Below are 16,964 nucleotides of genomic sequence, written 5' to 3' on the forward strand. Positions count from 1 at the left end.
GAAATCAGCCGATAACGGACTGTACTGCCGAAAGCGCCTTGGCAGCCACTTCGTTTTCGTTCCCTTCCAGGGGGATGATGCTCAGGCTTTCGGCCGGCAATTTTGCCAGCTCCTGGTGATAGTATTTTTTCTGCAACTCTATGTCGGCGGGGGTAAAAAATCCGTTCATCCTTGCGCCGAGCTCTCTCACTGCCATTTCGGGCGCAACATCGATGAAGATGGTGTGATCGGGAGCAATTTCGCCATTGAACTGCAGACCGCGTGCGCGTGCTTCGAGACAGTTCAGGTCCTCCCGGAACCAGTCGTGGCCTTTAAGGCGCGCATACACGATCGAGGAAAGCGTAAAGTTCTTGCAGATGACCACCTTGCCTTGGGTCAGTTCCTGTCTGATGACGGAGCATGCGCGAGCCCTTGATGCGAGCTCGAAGAAGAAGTCGGGCTTGAAAATGCCATAGCGCCAGCCGCAGTCGAGTTCCTGGGCACCCATAAGCTGTGCGCGCCCGCAATCGGGGCTGTCGATCTCGTATACCTCTCTCCCCTGGCTTACCAGTGCCGTGCGCACCTTCTCGACCACTTCCGCTATCAGTCTGCCCGAGCCATAAATGCCTTCGATGATGATCAGTTTGCCTGGCGTCATGCGACCCTCCTTGAAGTTGTATACGTACATTAAATTACTCCGAAATGTCTTGCTTGGCTACATATAATTTAGAGGCTGCTCGGGCACCGGCCGGTCCGGACGCTCATTGCAGAGCGGCCTCCACCCGGTTGCGGCCATTGCGTTTGGCTTCGTACAATGCGGCGTCCGAGATCTTGATCAGGGTGGTCGCATCCAGCCTCCCGTCTCGGCAACTGTGGGCCACGCCGAGGCTGATCGTGATCGATATGTCCGCTTCCTGGGTCCGGATCAGGCTCCGGTCGACGCCGGAGCGGATCCTTTCCGCAAAGGAAAGCGCGCAGGTTCGGTTGCATTCGGGCAGAATCAGCAGAAATTCCTCGCCGCCGTAACGTCCGACAAAATCGTAGGAGCGGACATTGGACCTGATTTTCTGCGCGGTCTGCCGGAGCACCTCATCTCCGGACATATGCCCATAGGTGTCGTTGACCTGTTTGAAAAAGTCGATGTCTGCCATGATCGTACTCACGCAGGAGCCATCCCTTTCGGCCCGGGCCAGCTCGTGGTTCAGAATCTCGATGATCTCCTCATGGTTCCAGAGGCCGGTCAGAGCATCGTGGGTGGCTTTTATCTCCAGTTCGGCTGCCTTGGCCGCCAGCTCGCGATTGAGGGACACTATCTCCAGTTCAGCCCGTTTCTGAGCGCTTATGTCGCGCATCGTAAGAACCGCCAGCATCGCCTTGCCTTCCCGGTCATGGGCGACGGTGCCGTTGTAGCAAAAGGGGCGTGGATGGGTAGCCCCCTTACGGCGAACGTACATTTCGTAGTCGACGAATTGTTCCTTGCGCAGAGCGCGGGCCAGCGGCCATTTCTCCAACGGCACCGGCTCGCCGGCAGTGTCCAGCAGCTCGAACTGTCCATGGTATTCAAGCAGCGTTTGGCGCGCCTGTCGAATCGCTTCCAGGCCATGAAAGCCGAGGGCCGCCCGATTCATGGTCAGGATGCGCCCCTCCAGATCCGAGATGATGACCCCCTCGTTGATGCTTTCCAGAACAGCCTCAAGCTGGAGTCTCCAGCGCTCGCGTTCCTGTTCCGCTTTCTTTTGCTCGGTAACATCCCTGGTCAGGGTCAGCAGGCATTCCTGCCCCCGAATAGTGACCAGTACCGTAGATACGAGACCGATAATGCTTCTGCCGTACCTGTCGCGCAGACGGAGTTCCAGGTTCCGTATGGTTCCTTTCTGTTGCAGGATCGCTATCTGTCTGTCTCGCTCGGCCGGATCTCCCCATATGCCGAGTTCCTGTACGGTGCTTCCGACAATTTCATCACGGCGGTAGTGCAGGGTAGATAAAAGGGTCTCGTTGACATCCAGATACCTTCCCTCCAGTGTGCTGATCAGAAACATCGATGGCGCCGCCTGAAAGGCCTTTGAAAATTTTTCCTCGGATTCCCGCAGTGATTCCTCGGTCTGCTTGCGCTCGGTGATGTCCATGGCAATACCGGACATGCTGGTCGGCCGGCCTTCCCCGTCGTAAAAGCCCCGTCCTTTGCCCATTACCCAGCGCAGGCTGCCGTCTGCCTGCATGATCCGCATCTCGACCATATAATCGGTCCGCTCCCGCAACGAGCCCTGAACGGCATCATCGACGCGCTGGCGGTCTTCCGGGCTGATTCTCTTCAGGAAACCCTCGTAGGAAAGTGCTTCATCGTCCCTATAACCGTACAATTGTCCGCATCTGGCATCCCAGTTCACCCTGTTATTGATCAGGTCCCAATGCCAGATGCCGATATCCGCTGCCTGAACGGCAAACTGAAGCATTTCCAGGGAAGCATGGGCTGCGCACCTGCTGCTCGGGCTCTGATTAACTGGTTGATGGTCGGCTGTATCATCCATGCTGCGCTCCGCCACTCATGCCGGTTCGAGAGGCTGTCGTCAATCCGGCTTCCCGGTCAGATATTCCATCCCTTTGGGCCATAACCCGGTTATCTGCCTGAGCACGGCCAGCTCGCCGATATGGTAGGAGTTATGCGCCGCAGCTGTCAGGACTTCGCGAAGAATGGTGTATTCCGGGGCGTGGGGCAGGGGGGCCAGCAGGTCGCTTTCAGGATTCTGTACCAGTTGTTTCAGGGCATCCAGATCGGCCAGCACGGCTGTTACGGTCTGTTCCCATTTTTCCGGCGTGGCCTGCTCCGCCACCGGCGGCCGGTAGCCCATAGGGTAGTCGGGCGAGATGTGGTCCGGATTGCGAATGAATTCCAGAATGTCCCATTGGGCGATACGGATGTGCTCGGCAAAGTGCCAGAACGAATAAGGGGTATGGGGTGGGCACAACGCAGCCTGCTCCACGGGAAAACGGGCGACCACCTGGGCGAAATCCATGTGGGCATTGCCACCATCCAGTTGTGTCAGCAACTCCCGGCGCAGAGCCTCCTGTTTGTGACCATGGCTGTTCATCGTGCACCTCCCGAAGGGATTCCGCTTTCCTATCAAGTTTAGCAGAGAAGCGGATTGGCGCAGGCTGTTTGTCATCCTTTCTTCGCAGGCACTTTCGGCTTCCGGGCGGTTGCTGTAGAATCGACGTATGGGGGCAGACGGTGAGATGCTGCGGCAGCCGGGCCGCATTGCCCCGGAGGATCCCGTGAATACCAATGAGAAGGAAGAGCTCCGACTGCGGTTGGCACGCCTGGCATGGCTGATGGACAACTCCATTCCGATTCCGGGAGGCGCGAAGATCGGCATCGATCCGCTGATCGGCCTGATACCCTGGGTGGGGGACCTGCTCGGTGCGCTGGTGTCGAGCTTTATCCTCAGCGAAGCGGCCCGACTCGGCATCCCGAAGTCGGTTCTGCTGAAGATGGCCTTCAATACCGCCCTGGACGCGCTGATCGGTGCCGTGCCTTTCCTGGGCGATCTGTTCGATTTTGCCTGGAAGGCCAATATGCGCAATGTCCGGCTGCTGGAGCACTACCTGGAGCACCCCCGCGCCACCGTGATGACCAGCCGTCTGTTTGTGGCGCTTCTCTGCCTGCTGGTGATCGCCCTTGTCGTCCTGATCGGCTTGCTTGGGTTCCTGCTGGTGCGCGCATTGTGGCAGGCTGTCAGCCAGTACACGTAGACTTATACGGCCTTGCACATGATTGCGTCTTCGGTCCATACCAGTCTCTAGCGCGGATTTACTCTCCCTGCGTCCCACTGCGCTCCATCCGATTTTGACTTGAGCTGAATGCCGTTAATCAGTATGGTGTAGGGGATATCTCTCTGTTTTCCACGAAAAGGACACCATGACAATTTCAACGTTGCTCTGCTTCCTGGCCGCGTCCATGGCCCTTACCATTGCTCCCGGCCCGGACAACATCTTTGTCATGACCCAGGGCATCACGCGCGGAAGAAAACCGGCAATCGTAACCGCCCTCGGCATGTGCAGCGGCATCACCGTTCATACCACTGCAGCGGCATTCGGAATTTCGGCGGTCTTTTACTCGTCGGTCGTCGCCTTCAATGTCGTTAAGTTTGCGGGTGCTTTTTACTTGCTGTACTTGGCCTTCAAAACACTGCAGAACCGGTCCGGTCTCAGACTCTCGCACGTCGATGATCTCCCCCTGTCCGCTCTGTTCAGGCGCGGATTCATCATGAATGTGCTCAATCCGAAGGTGGCCATGTTTTTTCTGGCGTTTCTGCCGCAATTCATAAAGCCCGATTCCCCTTATTTCCCGCTTCAGATGCTGCTCCTCGGTTTCATCTTCATGGTGCAGTCCGTGATTATTTTCTGCATGATCGGCTATTTTTCAGCTAACATCGGCACATATCTCTTTGCCAAGCCCACGATTGCCAAGTACTTCGACTGGTTGACCGCAGGGGTCTTCGGCTCTTTGGGTATCAGGCTGGTTTTGGCTGAGAGATGATTCGCAAAGCAGACAGAAGACAGATTTCGAAAATGCTGTACTGTCCGCACCGGCGAAATAGGGTGGCGGCGACAAACTCATACGGATGGAGGTGAATCAAGATGGCAACGTGGAAATGCGCCTGTGGATTTTCCAAGGAAGGACGCTGCAAACCTCAGAAATGCGAGAAATGCGGTGAAAAAGGGCAGTTTGTTAAAGCCGAATAGGCAATACGATGTGATCCTGAAGTATGAAAGGGCGGGGTGCTGTTTCCCCGCCCTTTCTGTATCAGCCCTCCAGGTTCATTGCAGGACTTGTGTTCTGGGTGCCGGGTCCGGCTGTCCCGAGCGTGCCGGTTTCAGCGGTTTTGTCCATGTAAACCAAAACAAAAAAGCCTATACTGAAATATCTATTGGTTATGATAGTACGCCACTGTGTGCCCCGTCTTTTCCGGGGGTGATGGTTCTCGCAGGGAGTATCTGCATGGAAAGGGAAAATGGGAAGGCGCATGTTTCAAGCAGCGGGGATTGGCCGCTCGGGCGAATTCCGGCTGAAAAAAGGCCGGCAATGAAATCTTCACCCACGCGGCGGGATCGTCTGGCTGCCCTGAAAATCGTCAGTGCTTATGCGCTGTTCGGTGGGCTGTGGATCTTTTTTTCCGACACGGTTCTGAAAATGCTTAACAACGACCTGTCGGTCATGACCAATATTTCTCTCATCAAGGGGAATATCTTCATTCTTTTGACCTCGCTGCTGCTCTACAAGCTCATAATCCGCCATATTCTGCAGTCACGGGATGCCATCAGCTCCCTTGAGCACACGGAACAGGCGTTGCAGAGCAACCGGCAGGAGCTCGCGTCACTCGTGGAAACCCTGGAAGAGCGCGTCAGGCAGACTGTTGACGAACTGAGGCAGAAAGACCAGCTTCTGATACAACAGAACCGTATGGCTGCCATGGGAGAGATGCTGTGTAACATCGCCCATCACTGGCGGCAACCGTTGAACGTTTTGGGCCTCAAACTTCAGGACCTGGTATTGAGTCACGAACACGGGGTATTCAGCAAGGAGCTTCTCGAAAGCAACATACCTGTCTCAGATCATCGACGATTTCAGGCGGTTTTCGATGCCGGACCGGGCCAAGCAACTCTTCAGGGTCGACCAGATCATCACCAAAACAGTCCAGCTAGTCGAAGAAAGTTTCAGTGAGCAGCACATCACGGTGGAATTCGAAGCACGTGGCGAGCCGCAGATTAACGGTTATCCCAATGAGTTTTCCCAAGCGCTCATCAACATCCTCATGAATGCCAGGGATGCCTTGCAGGAGCGGGGCAACGGCAATGGCCGGATCGTTGTGCGCTCATACAGCGACAATGGTAGAGCAGTGGTGACTATCACCGATGATGCGGGCGGTGTCGATGAAGAGGTTATGCAAAAGATATTCGATGCCTTTTTCACCACCAAGCCGCTGGGAAAAGGGAGCGGCATAGGTCTGTTCATGTCGAAAAACATCATCGAGAACAACATGGGGGGAAGCTTGACAGTGCGCAATACGGGGATGGGTGCCGAGTTCAGGATCGAGGTATAGGTCGAAGGACAAAATATGACATCTAGTGCATCGTACGGGCGTGCTGATCAGTTAACAAAAGACGTCACTGAATTTTTGTGATGAGCGCCGGTAAAATCGGGCTCTGAATTTTGGTTCTGAGGGCCGAACGACGTCAAGAAAGGGTTCTTAGAACCGGGTGTGTTCTGCGGGTAAATGTGGGGCAATCGTAAGACCCGGTGTTCAGGGGCAACCGAAAAGTGTCCGAATGTGCCGGGCTGCGGCTATAGTGCAGCCTTGACTTGTAAGTCAAATCCGAAAATTGAATATAAATGTTACTTTAGGATATTGTTGCTATATATAAGTTGTTGTAATTTATAAATAAATAATCAATTATTTAATCATAATTGCTTGTATTGATTTTATTTCCTTTTTTGTTGCACGTAAAGATCTCGCACATGCAACATCCCAATGTGCAAGCGTCCCTTATATTCTGCGCAGAATTCCTATCCGTGTTGCGTCACCAATTCACTCTATTGAAATATTTGTTTTTACATATAGTTAGACCGCATAACGAGGCACGAAAGATGTGTATGTTAGCGATAAAGCTGTCTCGGACGATCAGAGCATTTGACGCATATTTATAATTAATGGTATATTTTTCGTAATTACGCTTCACTTACTGATAATAGTACTCCGTCTCTTCGGAGGATGATAACATGATTCAAGAGAACTATTTTGAAGGCCCCGCGTTCCAATAACTGAACCGGGGCCTTTTTGTTGGTGGAGCATCCTTCATGGTAGATCTGTGAGTCCATTTGAAACATTTCTATGAATTATGTATCCGTGAAAAAGCAAAGCGAAAAAGTGTGCGGTCCTTGAGAAGTCCTTACTTAATTACTGAGAGGAGATGAGCCTATGCGAGTATACTATTTGACAGGTGCACAATATGCCCTAAGCAATATCGCACTACGGCGCATTAAAATCTCTAGATTTGCCGACCTAAATGACCCGTTTGAGTTACTTGGCGTTGACTTAACCAATAAAGCTCATCGCCCAGCATTCCGCGCTACTAAACGAGAGATAAATGAAAACAGAGGGCTCATATGTTTCAGTAAATCATGGAAAAACCCGCTTCTTTGGGGCCATTACGCCGAAAAACACACAGGGATGGCTTTAGGTTTTGACATACCTGATGAGCTTCTGGCTTCTGTTATTTATGCCACTGACCTCATTAAATTTAAAATTAATCAAAAAACCAAGAAACCCATGATCAATGAAAAAATCATAGATGAACTGCTTCGAACAAAGTTCTCCGACTGGGCATATGAAAATGAGATGCGCTTATTTGTGAGACTGGATCACGACAAAGTAGAATCAGGTATGTATTTCTACCCCTTCAGCCAAAAATTTGTACTTCGAGAGGTTATCCTGGGTCCACGTTGCGAACTACCGATAGATGGCGTACGTAACCATGTTTCCAACTTTAGTGCAGAAGTGGAAGTCATTAAGTCGAGGATTGCTTTTAGCCGATTTGAAGTTCTGAAAAATAAAGTGGCTTCGCGTGTCAGAGTAAAATCTAAATAAGTTGCTGGCCAACACTTAGTAAGAAAGATTGATAATCTATGACAGATGTAATTAAATATGGGAAATTGTTATCAATATGTTGCATTTCGTATGTTTGTGTTCACGTTAGCGTGACACCGTATCGGTGATATTCACGTTTGACAAGCAGCCCGGGCATTGCATGGAGTTTGAGATCTGCCCGCTTTTTAGTCCTTGACTCCTTGTCTTCGCATCATTAAGTTAACAGTATGGAATTTCGATTGGGGACAGATTTTGCAGAAAACGCAAAAAAAATACTTCAGGAGATGAATCCTCAAGTGGCGGATGTTACAGGCACACTTGTGACTATTGCCCAACAGCAGTCGGACGGAAAATTAACAATCATTCGTCAAGACGTAAGAGCGAATTCTTATGAGTCAGGGTATTGGAAAACGAAGTCCGATGGCGAATATGAGCTTTATGTGACCCAAGGTGGCATCCGTAACCGGGAGATTCCACGTGAGGAAAAAGAAGGGTTAGTGCGGTTTCTCAGGCCCCACCTCGTTAGAGGTCAAGAAGGCAATACTATCTCAACTGCTGTTTTTAAACTTGTTGTTTTTAAAGGAGCAATAACACAGATACGAGTCGAATTTAAATCATCACTTTAATTAACTGGTGCGACCCCTTTCAGTGACCCGGCACTTGCTGGTGAGGATGGACCACTCGATATCAGATAGCTAGCAACAGGAATGACCCCGGCCATTGACCCCATATCACACGGTGAGGCCGGACTACTCATAACCCTGTGCTGGATTCAGAGCAATTGCTTTGGATCTGGCACAGGGTTTTTTTGTTGCTTCGGCAAAGGGAGGCACTATGGGAAGGAAGGGAAAAAGACTAGGGCGTGATGTCGCCAAGAACGGATCTCAATCGAGAATAGATGATTTTTCAGGGGCGATTATGAAGCGCGCGCTGATTGAGATTGTGATAAGCATTTTTAGGTGGATCTTCAAATTGTTATTGGCCCATCTAAGATTAGACTAAACGCTTCGCTTTTGTCGGTGTTGAGCCGATAGTTTCCCGCAGTTCTGACATATTGTGTAAGAAACCTGTCGGCTCACGCACTGTTCGCACTCAAACTAAAAGTTCTAGAATTTCCGATATCCCACCGACATGAGTATGTTCTAGAGCGTCGATCTTAGCGTATTGCATTGGGACGACGCCGCTGCAAACTAGACAAGATACAATCTGCGGATCTTTAACCCCAGTAAAACGCTGGACCTGCCTGCCATGTTCATGGAGAAGCGAGAAGCGATCGAGGTGTTTTTTGAGATTATCAGCTTTCCCTGATATTTCTGCGCCTTGATAGCCCGAGAGCAGCGCTGCTATCTCCGAATAGTTACGCGCCAATGATAGATCTTTGCACTCGATTACCAGCACCTCTTTGCGATCAGTTCGCCAGGCAAAAACATCGACATCCCCAAAATTCCGCTCTATTTTACGATTGAGAAGCTCAGGTAGTCCGATGTTTTGGCGAACTTGCCATCCAGCATCCGACAGTGCCTTCGAAACCTCTGCATTGAAGGTGTGACCTTCGCTGGCTTTGCCCCACCAGGTATCTCTCATTTCCTTGGTGCGGAAGAAGTCTTGCTCAAGCTGTCCATAGTAGGCGCCATTTAGGACGTAAATGAAGCCCGTTCTCAGGGCGCCGGGGGCGATGATCAGCAGAGGATCATCACTATCATCTACTATTAGAATAGGGCGGGTTGCAAAAGACAATCGTCTGCCAAAACGCCAGGGATAGATATCTTTGCCGCTAAAGCCTTTTGGCGGTTTATCCCAGTACGGTCGCGTAGAGAGAGAAAACTGATCAAGAAATTTTCTTGCTGCGTCTTCATGGACTTTGTCTGAACAGACAAGAGCCAGATACTCTCTCTTCTTGATCATAAATATTGCAGCGTGGTCATTTATGCCTTTATCCTCCAACTCGTCGATTATATTTCGGGCTTCATCCAGATCAAAACCCATCTCAATTTTCCAGATATTTAAAAATTCATCACTCATATGCCCTTTGGTCTGAGGCACAATTTGGGGATTTTCATAGTTTCCTCTCTGCAGAGGGGCATTTGTAATGAACCTGTTCCCTATCTCACGTGTCAGCATAGGTTCAACCACCGATTGTCCAAATTCATCGCGAAAAAGTAAGTCTCCCAAAGGCGAGATTGTGAGTTCAGGAGCGAGCGCGTTATAATATATTGCGTCAGAGAGGCCTCCAATACCTACCACAAACGCGGCTCGTACTATCAATTTACTTAGCTCGATATCTGAAAGTGGGATCCCGCCTTCAGTCGGGCATGCGCACAAGGATATCTCCGTCAGAATACGGCTTGCGATATTGGCGCCTGCAAACTTTGACATCTGCTCGACATAGCGATCAACAGTGCCTGGCTCATCGCCATGCAGGCCGAGGACAGCTGCAGATGTCCGCTTCCAATGGTCTTCTTCAGTATTTGCTTTCTCACAATTGGCTACAAGACGCCTTAGAGCTGAAATTCGGTCAAATGTTTTGAGCAACTCGATGATTTCTGACAACAAAACATCGACGACCTTTCCAAGAAAATCTGTGCAGGCTTCTTTTCCTTCGATCTTGTTGCTTTGCCCTTTTTTAAGTACGCGCCAACCAAGGCCGATTTTCATAGCTGCATCATCGACCGAATCGATAGCAATTAGTTTTTTTGGTAGCGTATCCCTAACATAATCCATGAATTGTTGCGCATAAAAGAGATGAAAGTTACGCGCCTCGTTGTTCGGGACAACTAGGGCTTCAATCACCTCGGCCTCACCACAGCAATTCTCTACATCGAGGAGAGTCAGATAAGCCCGTGCTAGCGTGCGAACAAAGAGGCGCTCGGCTACGTTATCGGCGATTCGAAAGGCAGCCAGAAAACCGGTCTGAAAAATGGCTTTATAAGCATTAGGTTCACTGTGGGGCTCGATCATACAGAGCCGGAAAAGATCTTCGTGAGCCAGTATCACGTCACCTTCCTTTGTCGGATCGTCATCACGGAACTCAACATAGACTTTGAGATTATGCTCTTTCGCAACTTCTCTGTGCTTGTCTAGAGCGTTGCCGATACGATGCAGCCATTCACTGGCCATTTCCCAAAGCCGGTACGCGACATTTCTTTCGGAAGCGTTGGGTGTAGACACGGACACCCAGAGTTTGATCGCTCCTTCGTACACGGACGTAAGGGTTCCTCCTCGAATGTCGTTCATGGAAGCATAGACGCACCGTGCGCTTTCGCTGCTAAAAAACGGGTTCGGCGATACATGTTGGACTTCGTGCCTTGTTCCGACATTATCAAGTGCGCTATGGCGGTCGTAACCACGATCAGAATCAGCACGAACTTCCCGCAGAAGGTTGAGAGGGGGGGCGAGCATCAGGGGCCGCTCTGGCGAAATTTCGCCTTGAGGGAGCTGTGCATGTGATACGAAGTGGCCATTGTTACTTCGTACCCAACCGATTAGGTTCAATATACCATTCGGATTGACGATCTGGACTCCAGCCTTCCCGACAGCCTCCAATCCGTCTTGAATACGCCAAAAATAGCCGGGATTCATGTCGCTAAGCCAACTGAGTCGCACTAAGTCAGCGGCCGACATGCTTTCGAAACGCCAATGTGGGTGATTCATCTCGATCCACTGGGTTTCATAGCCTTTACCCCAGCCGCAGCCGACTAGAACGACGAGTCCCTTTTTGAAATCATCTTTACCTTCGAAATACATGAGAGCTTCGTTGATAGAGGCTTGCAGTACTTCGGTAATGGAGCCTTCATCTCGATAAACCTCTTTAAAGCCACCATCCTGATGCGCCCGCACTGAAGGTAAAAATAAGTGGAGTGAGATTACGTAACCCTTATCAATTTCAAGAAATAAATGCGACCATCGGTGAGCACTTGACTTCTTCCAATGGACCGGCGCTTGTATTGGGCCACCAAGCAAAGGTGTGTCAAAAAATAGTTTTGAATAATTCTGTGCAAGTATGCCATCAAAGGTTTCAGTCAATCCGCCTTTGATGATACTGGTGATCGCATAGTCACGCACGGCAACGGATAGTGTTTGGGGGAGTACAACCGTTAGATGTTTCTCGCCAAACACTATTAACGGGCATCGATCTAAATAGCTGAGGCCAATTTGCTGCGCAGGCAAATCCTCCCGCATTTGAGGATAAAATAGAAAAGGCTTGATATCTTTGAGTGTGATGTTGTTCTCTTCGAGCTCAGAAAAGGTGATCGACACACGAGATATTAGAGTGTTGCGCCCTAAAAGTTTCGGAAGTGATAACTCTGTATAATGTTCAGCAGAGCCAAGCTGATAACGGTGCACCCCGGCTTTCTCGCAGACTATATCGGAAATGACGAGTAATGCACGGACGCTCTTTTTGATTTGGCCGAATTGTCCAGTATCGGGCATCGTCGCAATTACGTCGAGAACACGCTGAGTATAGAAGCCTGCTGCTTCCCAGACGCCTTCGAGAAGCCGATAGTTTCCAGCACTATCTTGCACTAAGGAGACGAAGACATCTTCAGCTGGATCTTCACCCAGCATACATTGCGATTTACCGATCAGGGAGAACCAACGAACAGCTTGGCTAATATTCGCCTTTTTTCGACCACGGCAATGCGTCACGGCTAAAGTAACAAGAACTTCAAATCGCATACAATGCGACTGATATTCCGGAAGTGTTAGGAGGCTTGCCAGGAGGGGAACGGCAATGGTTGGATCATATCTAGAAAGATCGTGGATAAGTCGCTTGTTTTCTTTTGTAATCTCTTCGATGGTTACAGACAGATTCGCCCATCGAGTACGTTCGGTAAAAATAGCATTCAGCTTTTCAAAATCTGGCTCAATGAATTCGTGAGACAATTTACGATCCTTTTCATGTAGAATGAGGATATCAGAGCTGAGATACATGCAATATTTTATTAAATATCCTCTTTTTGTGTCCAATGGGACCGGATACTTTTGTAAGTCTCATCGGAATAATCTACTGCCGTGGCCTCAACTTGGTAAGCTCATCACGAACCATTCTGTACTTATCATAAAACTGAGCCCATTTGAGAAATCCTCCCATTTCACCTACCGCTCGCAGCATCGCAACATGCGATGCTGTCAACATGGCGACCCGTCTTTCAAGCTCGGCAATTTGAATATCTTTTTCTGCCAATGCAGAAGCTGTCTTAGCTTGGGAGTTTTTTTTCAGCCGGCCTTTCCAGGTTCTGAATTCAGTTTGACGTTTTTGATATCGTTCTAGCAAGTCCGAGCGATGTTTGCTCCGCGTGATTGAGGATGCCGCTTTGATCGACGGATGCAGCCTTGCTACAGCACGTGCTGTTATATTCTCATCACGCTCCAGGAGCTCATCAAGAATCTTCACTATATCAGGATCAATTGGTGTATCAGTTAATTCTCTGATATAAATAGTACTATTCATCTAGCACACTCCCGGGCTGAGGTGACAATGAAAAATCTGGACCGTCTGGGAAAACCTTCTCACCGTCGGGTGTGGCCAACAAGGCGTGGACTGCATCAAGACGATCCTGTGCATGCCGTATCTGATTATCCCTGCCGATGCTTTTAGAAGATCTGGATTTAGCAGCTTCCAAAGCAGTAGAAAACCTTTCCTCCAGTTTCAGAAGATATTTTCTGTTGCTGGGAAGATTGGTGGCAGTGAGATGCCTGCAGCCGGCAAAACATTCCAGATTTTTGGGACAGGGATCAACCGTAAAGCTGTTAAAGCAGTGTCCGAACGGCGTCGCATGAAAACCGTCTGCCTCACCCCGCAGATACTGGAACGCGGCATCGTCGCCCTCCAACTGCTGAATCCTCTTGAAGGCCTCAACTATGGGGCCAGTCGCCTTGCCCGCCTTAATCATCTTTGCAGCAATCGTAGCCTTCTCGCCCAAGCTGATTTCAATATTAGGCGGTAGTTCAATCTGGTCCAACTCTTCGGCAAGGCTGCGATGATCATACTCATAGCTCTGAGCCACACTGCGCCTGTTATACCGCTTGGTGATAATGGTGTCGGCGACTCCAAGGCGGAATAGCTCCGTATTCTGCAGATGTCGCAGCGAATGGGACTTCAAAGTGAGCTTTCGGTCATCCTCAGTTTCCCCATACCTCTCAAAAATGGATTCAAATGTAACCTTGTCTCCCAGTGCACAATCCAAGAATACGGGGTCTGGAATCCCAACTGAAAAATATCTTGTAACATCGCAGATCCTACCATCACGTTCTTCTGCCACTGATCGCTTGGGCATAAGAAACATAAACTCCCATGGCTGAAATATTCCATTTTCCAGTTTAAGGGGCAGGGTATCGGGGATTTTGGTTGGAGTATCCCTCTGTATATGCCCTTCCAACTCACCGATATTAAGACATACTTCTCCCCAAAGCATACGACTCTTAATCGGCATTATTGAACCGTCAGGTCTATAAAAGCGAATGGCGGTTTTTCCATCTTTTATATTACTACGTAGTCGATGGAGATATGCATACAGCGCCGTACTAAGAGTAATTTCAGATCCTTCTTTATATTGTAGTGTCTGTTTTTCTCTCAGGTTGTGCAAGACTTCAGGGGAAAAATCATCTCGGTAAGCGTTCACTATGGAACTGATATAGTCAGCCTCCAGCGTAAGCCAAAAAGGATTCCCGGTCAGCCGCGGATACAGATCAGTAACTCGAACGAACTCTTTTTTGTCGTACCACGGTAAGGTGCGACCGGTTTCTACTTGCAATCTCAGAGTCTCACGGAAAGGCTGGGAAATCCTGACAGCTCGATCCAAGGCTTCAGTCAGCAAATCAGTAAACATCTCCGGCACATACTGAAATGACTCAACTAATATAGCACTATCATCAGTTTTTTGCTTTTCAGCAAAATGACGCAGCATCAAAGTTGAAGAATATCCCCCAAGTTCTCCAGCCGGTCGTCCCCGATGGTCAAAGTGCTCTTTAGTTCGCTTCCAGTCCGCTGGAAGTAAAACTGCTTCACCAATTCTGAGTCCGCAGGTCAAAAGTACTTTAAGTGCCGTAAACCTGAATTCGTCAGTTAATGTCTTGGGCTTCTCCGTAAAAATAATTCTCACCAACTCCCAGAAAGCTCGTCGTTCTGGGAGACGTTCAGCTCTCTTCCTTGTTCCGAGATCATTGAGGAGTTCATCCACCGACTTGGTGCACCGTGCACGATTATTAGTTATAAGCAGCCTATTCATTGGAAGAGAAGGGTAAAGCGGGCATGCGTCTGCGATGTGTTCCACGTCGATGATTGTCTTCACGATACCTTTGATGAGATCGCCAAGCTTCCCTGACGCCTGGATTTTAGTCCCTATTTTTATTGCAAACACAAGATCATTAAGGCCAAGGGCCCAGGGCTCAGTATTGAAGGCGCACGTTGCAATAACCTTAAGAGGGCGAATGATATTGTTCGAAACGTGTGTTGGGCTATTCTTCCGGTAAAATAACTGATTGGCCACGGCAGCTTTGACAAGGTCTTGCCAAGCTTTAGACAGTACTAGAAATGGTAGGAGAAAGTTTTCATTGCTCATCTCTTCCTGCTTCAGAATCTCTACAGTCCTCTTGTCTGAGGTAAAATCACGGAGGTAGTAACTCGGAGGAGGCGTATCTCCCGCCGCAATGGTCAAATTCCATCCGATACCATCAGCGGCCATTCCATCAGAGTCAAGCGGGATGTCCCAATTGATGCCGCGATCTTCGGCCAACTTGCGACCATGTTTGATAAATTCTAGATAGAACATATTCATTGGCTATTATCACCTTCAATCTCAGCAATTACAGCTTGAACACAGGTTATTGTTCTTTTTAGCTGTAGATATGTCGGGGAATGCTCCTCACCTTGAGAAAAGTTATAGAACAATTTCACAACATTCCGCATATCTTCCAGCACCTGTTGATGAATTGCCAGGTCGTTTATCGGCATGAATTTCCGACAACCGTAGCAAGAGGTGATAGGGTTGAACGGGCAGTTCGGCTGACCGCTCGAGCATCCGCCAATTCCAGCGATGGGAATCCCATGTGGCACCCCTGCGATCTGTTGGTCTCCCTTCAGCAGTGACAACTCCTCGCGACTGATGAAACGATCATGGGCTATTTTGGCAACAGTCAGGTAGATGCTTGATATGCCAAGAGCCTTATTGATCCGTTCTGCTTGGCTCGCAGAAGATTGGAAGTAAGCCAGACAGGTATTGATATCGGAATGGCCTAGGAATTCGGCGACCTCCTCCTGACTAGCTCCTGCATCGACCAAGCGTTGTGCTGCCGTGTGTCTCAAATCCATTGCTGTTGTGGGTGAACCTGTAACTGCCGATGCCAACATGCTTATTCTTGTTGCCGCTTCATGGCTAGAACTGACTTGAAACAATCTCGATTCTCCTGGTAATCCAATTGCTTTTGATCGACTAATTAATTCCTCCAACATCAGAACCCATTCTCGTTTTACACGACGTGTCATTGGGATACAGGCAGATGAGCGGAGTTGTTTGACCTTCCTGAACGTCAGGTGAATTGAAGGCAGACCTTCGTCAGAATCTTGCCAGATCCGAACATCTCGTAGGGTCACCATTGCAATCTGTAACGGTCTCATACCGAACTGATAGGAACAAAGCAACATACAGTCATTCTGCAGCTCGTTATTTTTAATCAGTAAGGAGCATTCGGCTAGTGAGGCAACCTTATTATCTAGATAGTTGACTATTGCTGACTCTTCAGCTGCTGTTAGGAATGCCTCACCACTCCTCACTGTACGATGTTTAGCTGCAGTAGGGTAGGGCAATGCTTCAGCAATGAACTGATGATACTCTCTCGACCAGCCATAAAGTGTATATTCACACAAAAGCATTAATAAGTACTTAATAGTCATAAAAAAGCCACTTGAACTTGAAAAGTATTTTGATGTTATTTGCTCCCATGGGAATTTAATACGCGTTGGGCCAGCAGAGAGTAGACTACTTAGATCATTTGCATCGATATTAACTATAGCTACGGAACTATTGTAAACTGATTGTGGTAGTAAATTACGGCCGAATAGAAAAACAATCAGCTGTTTCATGATAGTTCCCAGCCACTCTCCATAACGGGAAAAATTTACTAACGTTTTACTTCCATTATAATTAAATTCAAATACATTAATTTTACTCGGATTATTAATAGAGCGAGTTTTGTTATCAAAGTCATCGTAATATCTGATAACTGGCGGCAACGGTGGCAGATTTAGGGCGATTTTTTTGAAAACTAAATAACTCTGTAAGTGGGTATCTGGGAAAATGGTAGAAAGGTCGCTTTGCGCGTTAGATTTCTTACTCATAA

14 protein-coding genes are annotated in these 16,964 nt (G+C 49.0%); 7 read left to right on the forward strand and 7 right to left on the reverse strand.

Annotated elements, in window-relative coordinates:
- Nucleotides 1-4: 4 nt before the first annotated feature.
- From GSVR_RS10925 to GSVR_RS10935, 3 genes are all read right to left on the reverse strand, one after another.
- The gene (locus GSVR_RS10925; RefSeq protein WP_173200648.1) at nt 5-637 is read right to left on the reverse strand and encodes a hypothetical protein; all 633 of its coding nucleotides are present in this window, start codon (nt 635-637) and stop codon (nt 5-7) included.
- Nucleotides 638-740: 103 nt separating this feature from the next.
- On the reverse strand, nt 741-2,507 hold the full coding sequence (locus tag GSVR_RS10930; protein WP_173200646.1) for a diguanylate cyclase: 1,767 nt from the start codon (nt 2,505-2,507) through the stop codon (nt 741-743).
- A 39-nt stretch (nt 2,508-2,546) separates the two neighbouring features.
- Complete coding sequence (locus GSVR_RS10935) at nt 2,547-3,068, reverse strand: DinB family protein (protein ID WP_173200644.1); 522 nt, start codon at nt 3,066-3,068, stop codon at nt 2,547-2,549.
- A 184-nt stretch (nt 3,069-3,252) separates the two neighbouring features.
- On the opposite strand from GSVR_RS10935, the gene GSVR_RS10940 reads away from it, so the two are divergent.
- The 7 genes from GSVR_RS10940 (at nt 3,253) to GSVR_RS10960 (ending at nt 8,251) form a co-directional block, all read left to right on the forward strand.
- Nucleotides 3,253-3,729: a DUF4112 domain-containing protein gene (locus GSVR_RS10940; RefSeq protein ID WP_203978650.1), complete on the forward strand. Its 477-nt coding sequence runs from the start codon at nt 3,253-3,255 to the stop codon at nt 3,727-3,729.
- Nucleotides 3,730-3,895: 166 nt separating this feature from the next.
- On the forward strand, nt 3,896-4,516 hold the full coding sequence (locus tag GSVR_RS10945) for a LysE family translocator (protein WP_173200642.1): 621 nt from the start codon (nt 3,896-3,898) through the stop codon (nt 4,514-4,516).
- Nucleotides 4,517-4,617: 101 nt separating this feature from the next.
- Nucleotides 4,618-4,722, forward strand: coding sequence for an RCKP-type rubredoxin-like domain-containing protein (locus tag GSVR_RS22395; RefSeq protein WP_308936472.1), 105 nt, complete (start codon nt 4,618-4,620; stop codon nt 4,720-4,722).
- A 256-nt stretch (nt 4,723-4,978) separates the two neighbouring features.
- On the forward strand, nt 4,979-5,701 hold the full coding sequence (locus GSVR_RS22060) for a hypothetical protein (RefSeq protein WP_239077309.1): 723 nt from the start codon (nt 4,979-4,981) through the stop codon (nt 5,699-5,701).
- A gap of 13 nt (nt 5,702-5,714) precedes the next feature.
- Complete coding sequence (locus GSVR_RS22065) at nt 5,715-6,080, forward strand: sensor histidine kinase (RefSeq protein WP_239077310.1); 366 nt, start codon at nt 5,715-5,717, stop codon at nt 6,078-6,080.
- An 876-nt stretch (nt 6,081-6,956) separates the two neighbouring features.
- Nucleotides 6,957-7,625 carry a DUF2971 domain-containing protein gene (locus GSVR_RS10955; RefSeq protein ID WP_173200640.1) on the forward strand — a complete coding sequence of 223 codons (669 nt, stop codon included), beginning with the start codon at nt 6,957-6,959 and terminating at the stop codon, nt 7,623-7,625.
- 227 nt (nt 7,626-7,852) lie between these two features.
- Nucleotides 7,853-8,251, forward strand: a complete 399-nt coding sequence (locus GSVR_RS10960) for a hypothetical protein (protein ID WP_173200638.1) — start codon at nt 7,853-7,855, stop codon at nt 8,249-8,251.
- 466 nt (nt 8,252-8,717) lie between these two features.
- Here the strand turns inward: GSVR_RS10960 and GSVR_RS10965 are convergent, their stop codons facing one another.
- From GSVR_RS10965 to GSVR_RS10980, 4 genes are all read right to left on the reverse strand, one after another.
- Nucleotides 8,718-12,509 carry a hypothetical protein gene (locus GSVR_RS10965; protein WP_173200636.1) on the reverse strand — a complete coding sequence of 1,264 codons (3,792 nt, stop codon included), beginning with the start codon at nt 12,507-12,509 and terminating at the stop codon, nt 8,718-8,720.
- 121 nt (nt 12,510-12,630) lie between these two features.
- The gene (locus GSVR_RS10970) at nt 12,631-13,077 is read right to left on the reverse strand and encodes a hypothetical protein (protein WP_173200634.1); all 447 of its coding nucleotides are present in this window, start codon (nt 13,075-13,077) and stop codon (nt 12,631-12,633) included.
- Nucleotides 13,070-15,403, reverse strand: coding sequence for a hypothetical protein (locus GSVR_RS10975; protein WP_173200632.1), 2,334 nt, complete (start codon nt 15,401-15,403; stop codon nt 13,070-13,072). The genes GSVR_RS10970 and GSVR_RS10975 overlap by 8 nt, the downstream gene beginning before the upstream one ends.
- Complete coding sequence (locus tag GSVR_RS10980; RefSeq protein WP_173200630.1) at nt 15,400-16,962, reverse strand: site-specific integrase; 1,563 nt, start codon at nt 16,960-16,962, stop codon at nt 15,400-15,402. The genes GSVR_RS10975 and GSVR_RS10980 overlap by 4 nt, the downstream gene beginning before the upstream one ends.
- Nucleotides 16,963-16,964: the final 2 nt, after the last annotated feature.

It is taken from the genome of Geobacter sp. SVR, from assembly GCF_016865365.1.
Taxonomy (GTDB): Bacteria; Desulfobacterota; Desulfuromonadia; order Geobacterales; family Pseudopelobacteraceae; genus Pelotalea.

What these genes read in the sequence shown, in the direction of transcription:
- GSVR_RS10925 (WP_173200648.1), bottom strand. Translation starts at nt 637, where the DNA reads ATGACGCCAGGCAAACTGATCATCATCGAAGGCATTTATGGCTCGGGC.
- GSVR_RS10945 (WP_173200642.1), top strand. Translation starts at nt 3,896, where the DNA reads ATGACAATTTCAACGTTGCTCTGCTTCCTGGCCGCGTCCATGGCCCTT.
- GSVR_RS10970 (WP_173200634.1), bottom strand. Translation starts at nt 13,077, where the DNA reads ATGAATAGTACTATTTATATCAGAGAATTAACTGATACACCAATTGAT.
- GSVR_RS10960 (WP_173200638.1), top strand. Translation starts at nt 7,853, where the DNA reads ATGGAATTTCGATTGGGGACAGATTTTGCAGAAAACGCAAAAAAAATA.
- GSVR_RS10975 (WP_173200632.1), bottom strand. Translation starts at nt 15,403, where the DNA reads ATGAATATGTTCTATCTAGAATTTATCAAACATGGTCGCAAGTTGGCC.
- GSVR_RS10980 (WP_173200630.1), bottom strand. Translation starts at nt 16,962, where the DNA reads ATGAGTAAGAAATCTAACGCGCAAAGCGACCTTTCTACCATTTTCCCA.
- GSVR_RS10935 (WP_173200644.1), bottom strand. Translation starts at nt 3,068, where the DNA reads ATGAACAGCCATGGTCACAAACAGGAGGCTCTGCGCCGGGAGTTGCTG.
- GSVR_RS22395 (WP_308936472.1), top strand. Translation starts at nt 4,618, where the DNA reads ATGGCAACGTGGAAATGCGCCTGTGGATTTTCCAAGGAAGGACGCTGC.
- GSVR_RS22060 (WP_239077309.1), top strand. Translation starts at nt 4,979, where the DNA reads ATGGAAAGGGAAAATGGGAAGGCGCATGTTTCAAGCAGCGGGGATTGG.
- GSVR_RS10955 (WP_173200640.1), top strand. Translation starts at nt 6,957, where the DNA reads ATGCGAGTATACTATTTGACAGGTGCACAATATGCCCTAAGCAATATC.
- GSVR_RS10930 (WP_173200646.1), bottom strand. Translation starts at nt 2,507, where the DNA reads ATGGATGATACAGCCGACCATCAACCAGTTAATCAGAGCCCGAGCAGC.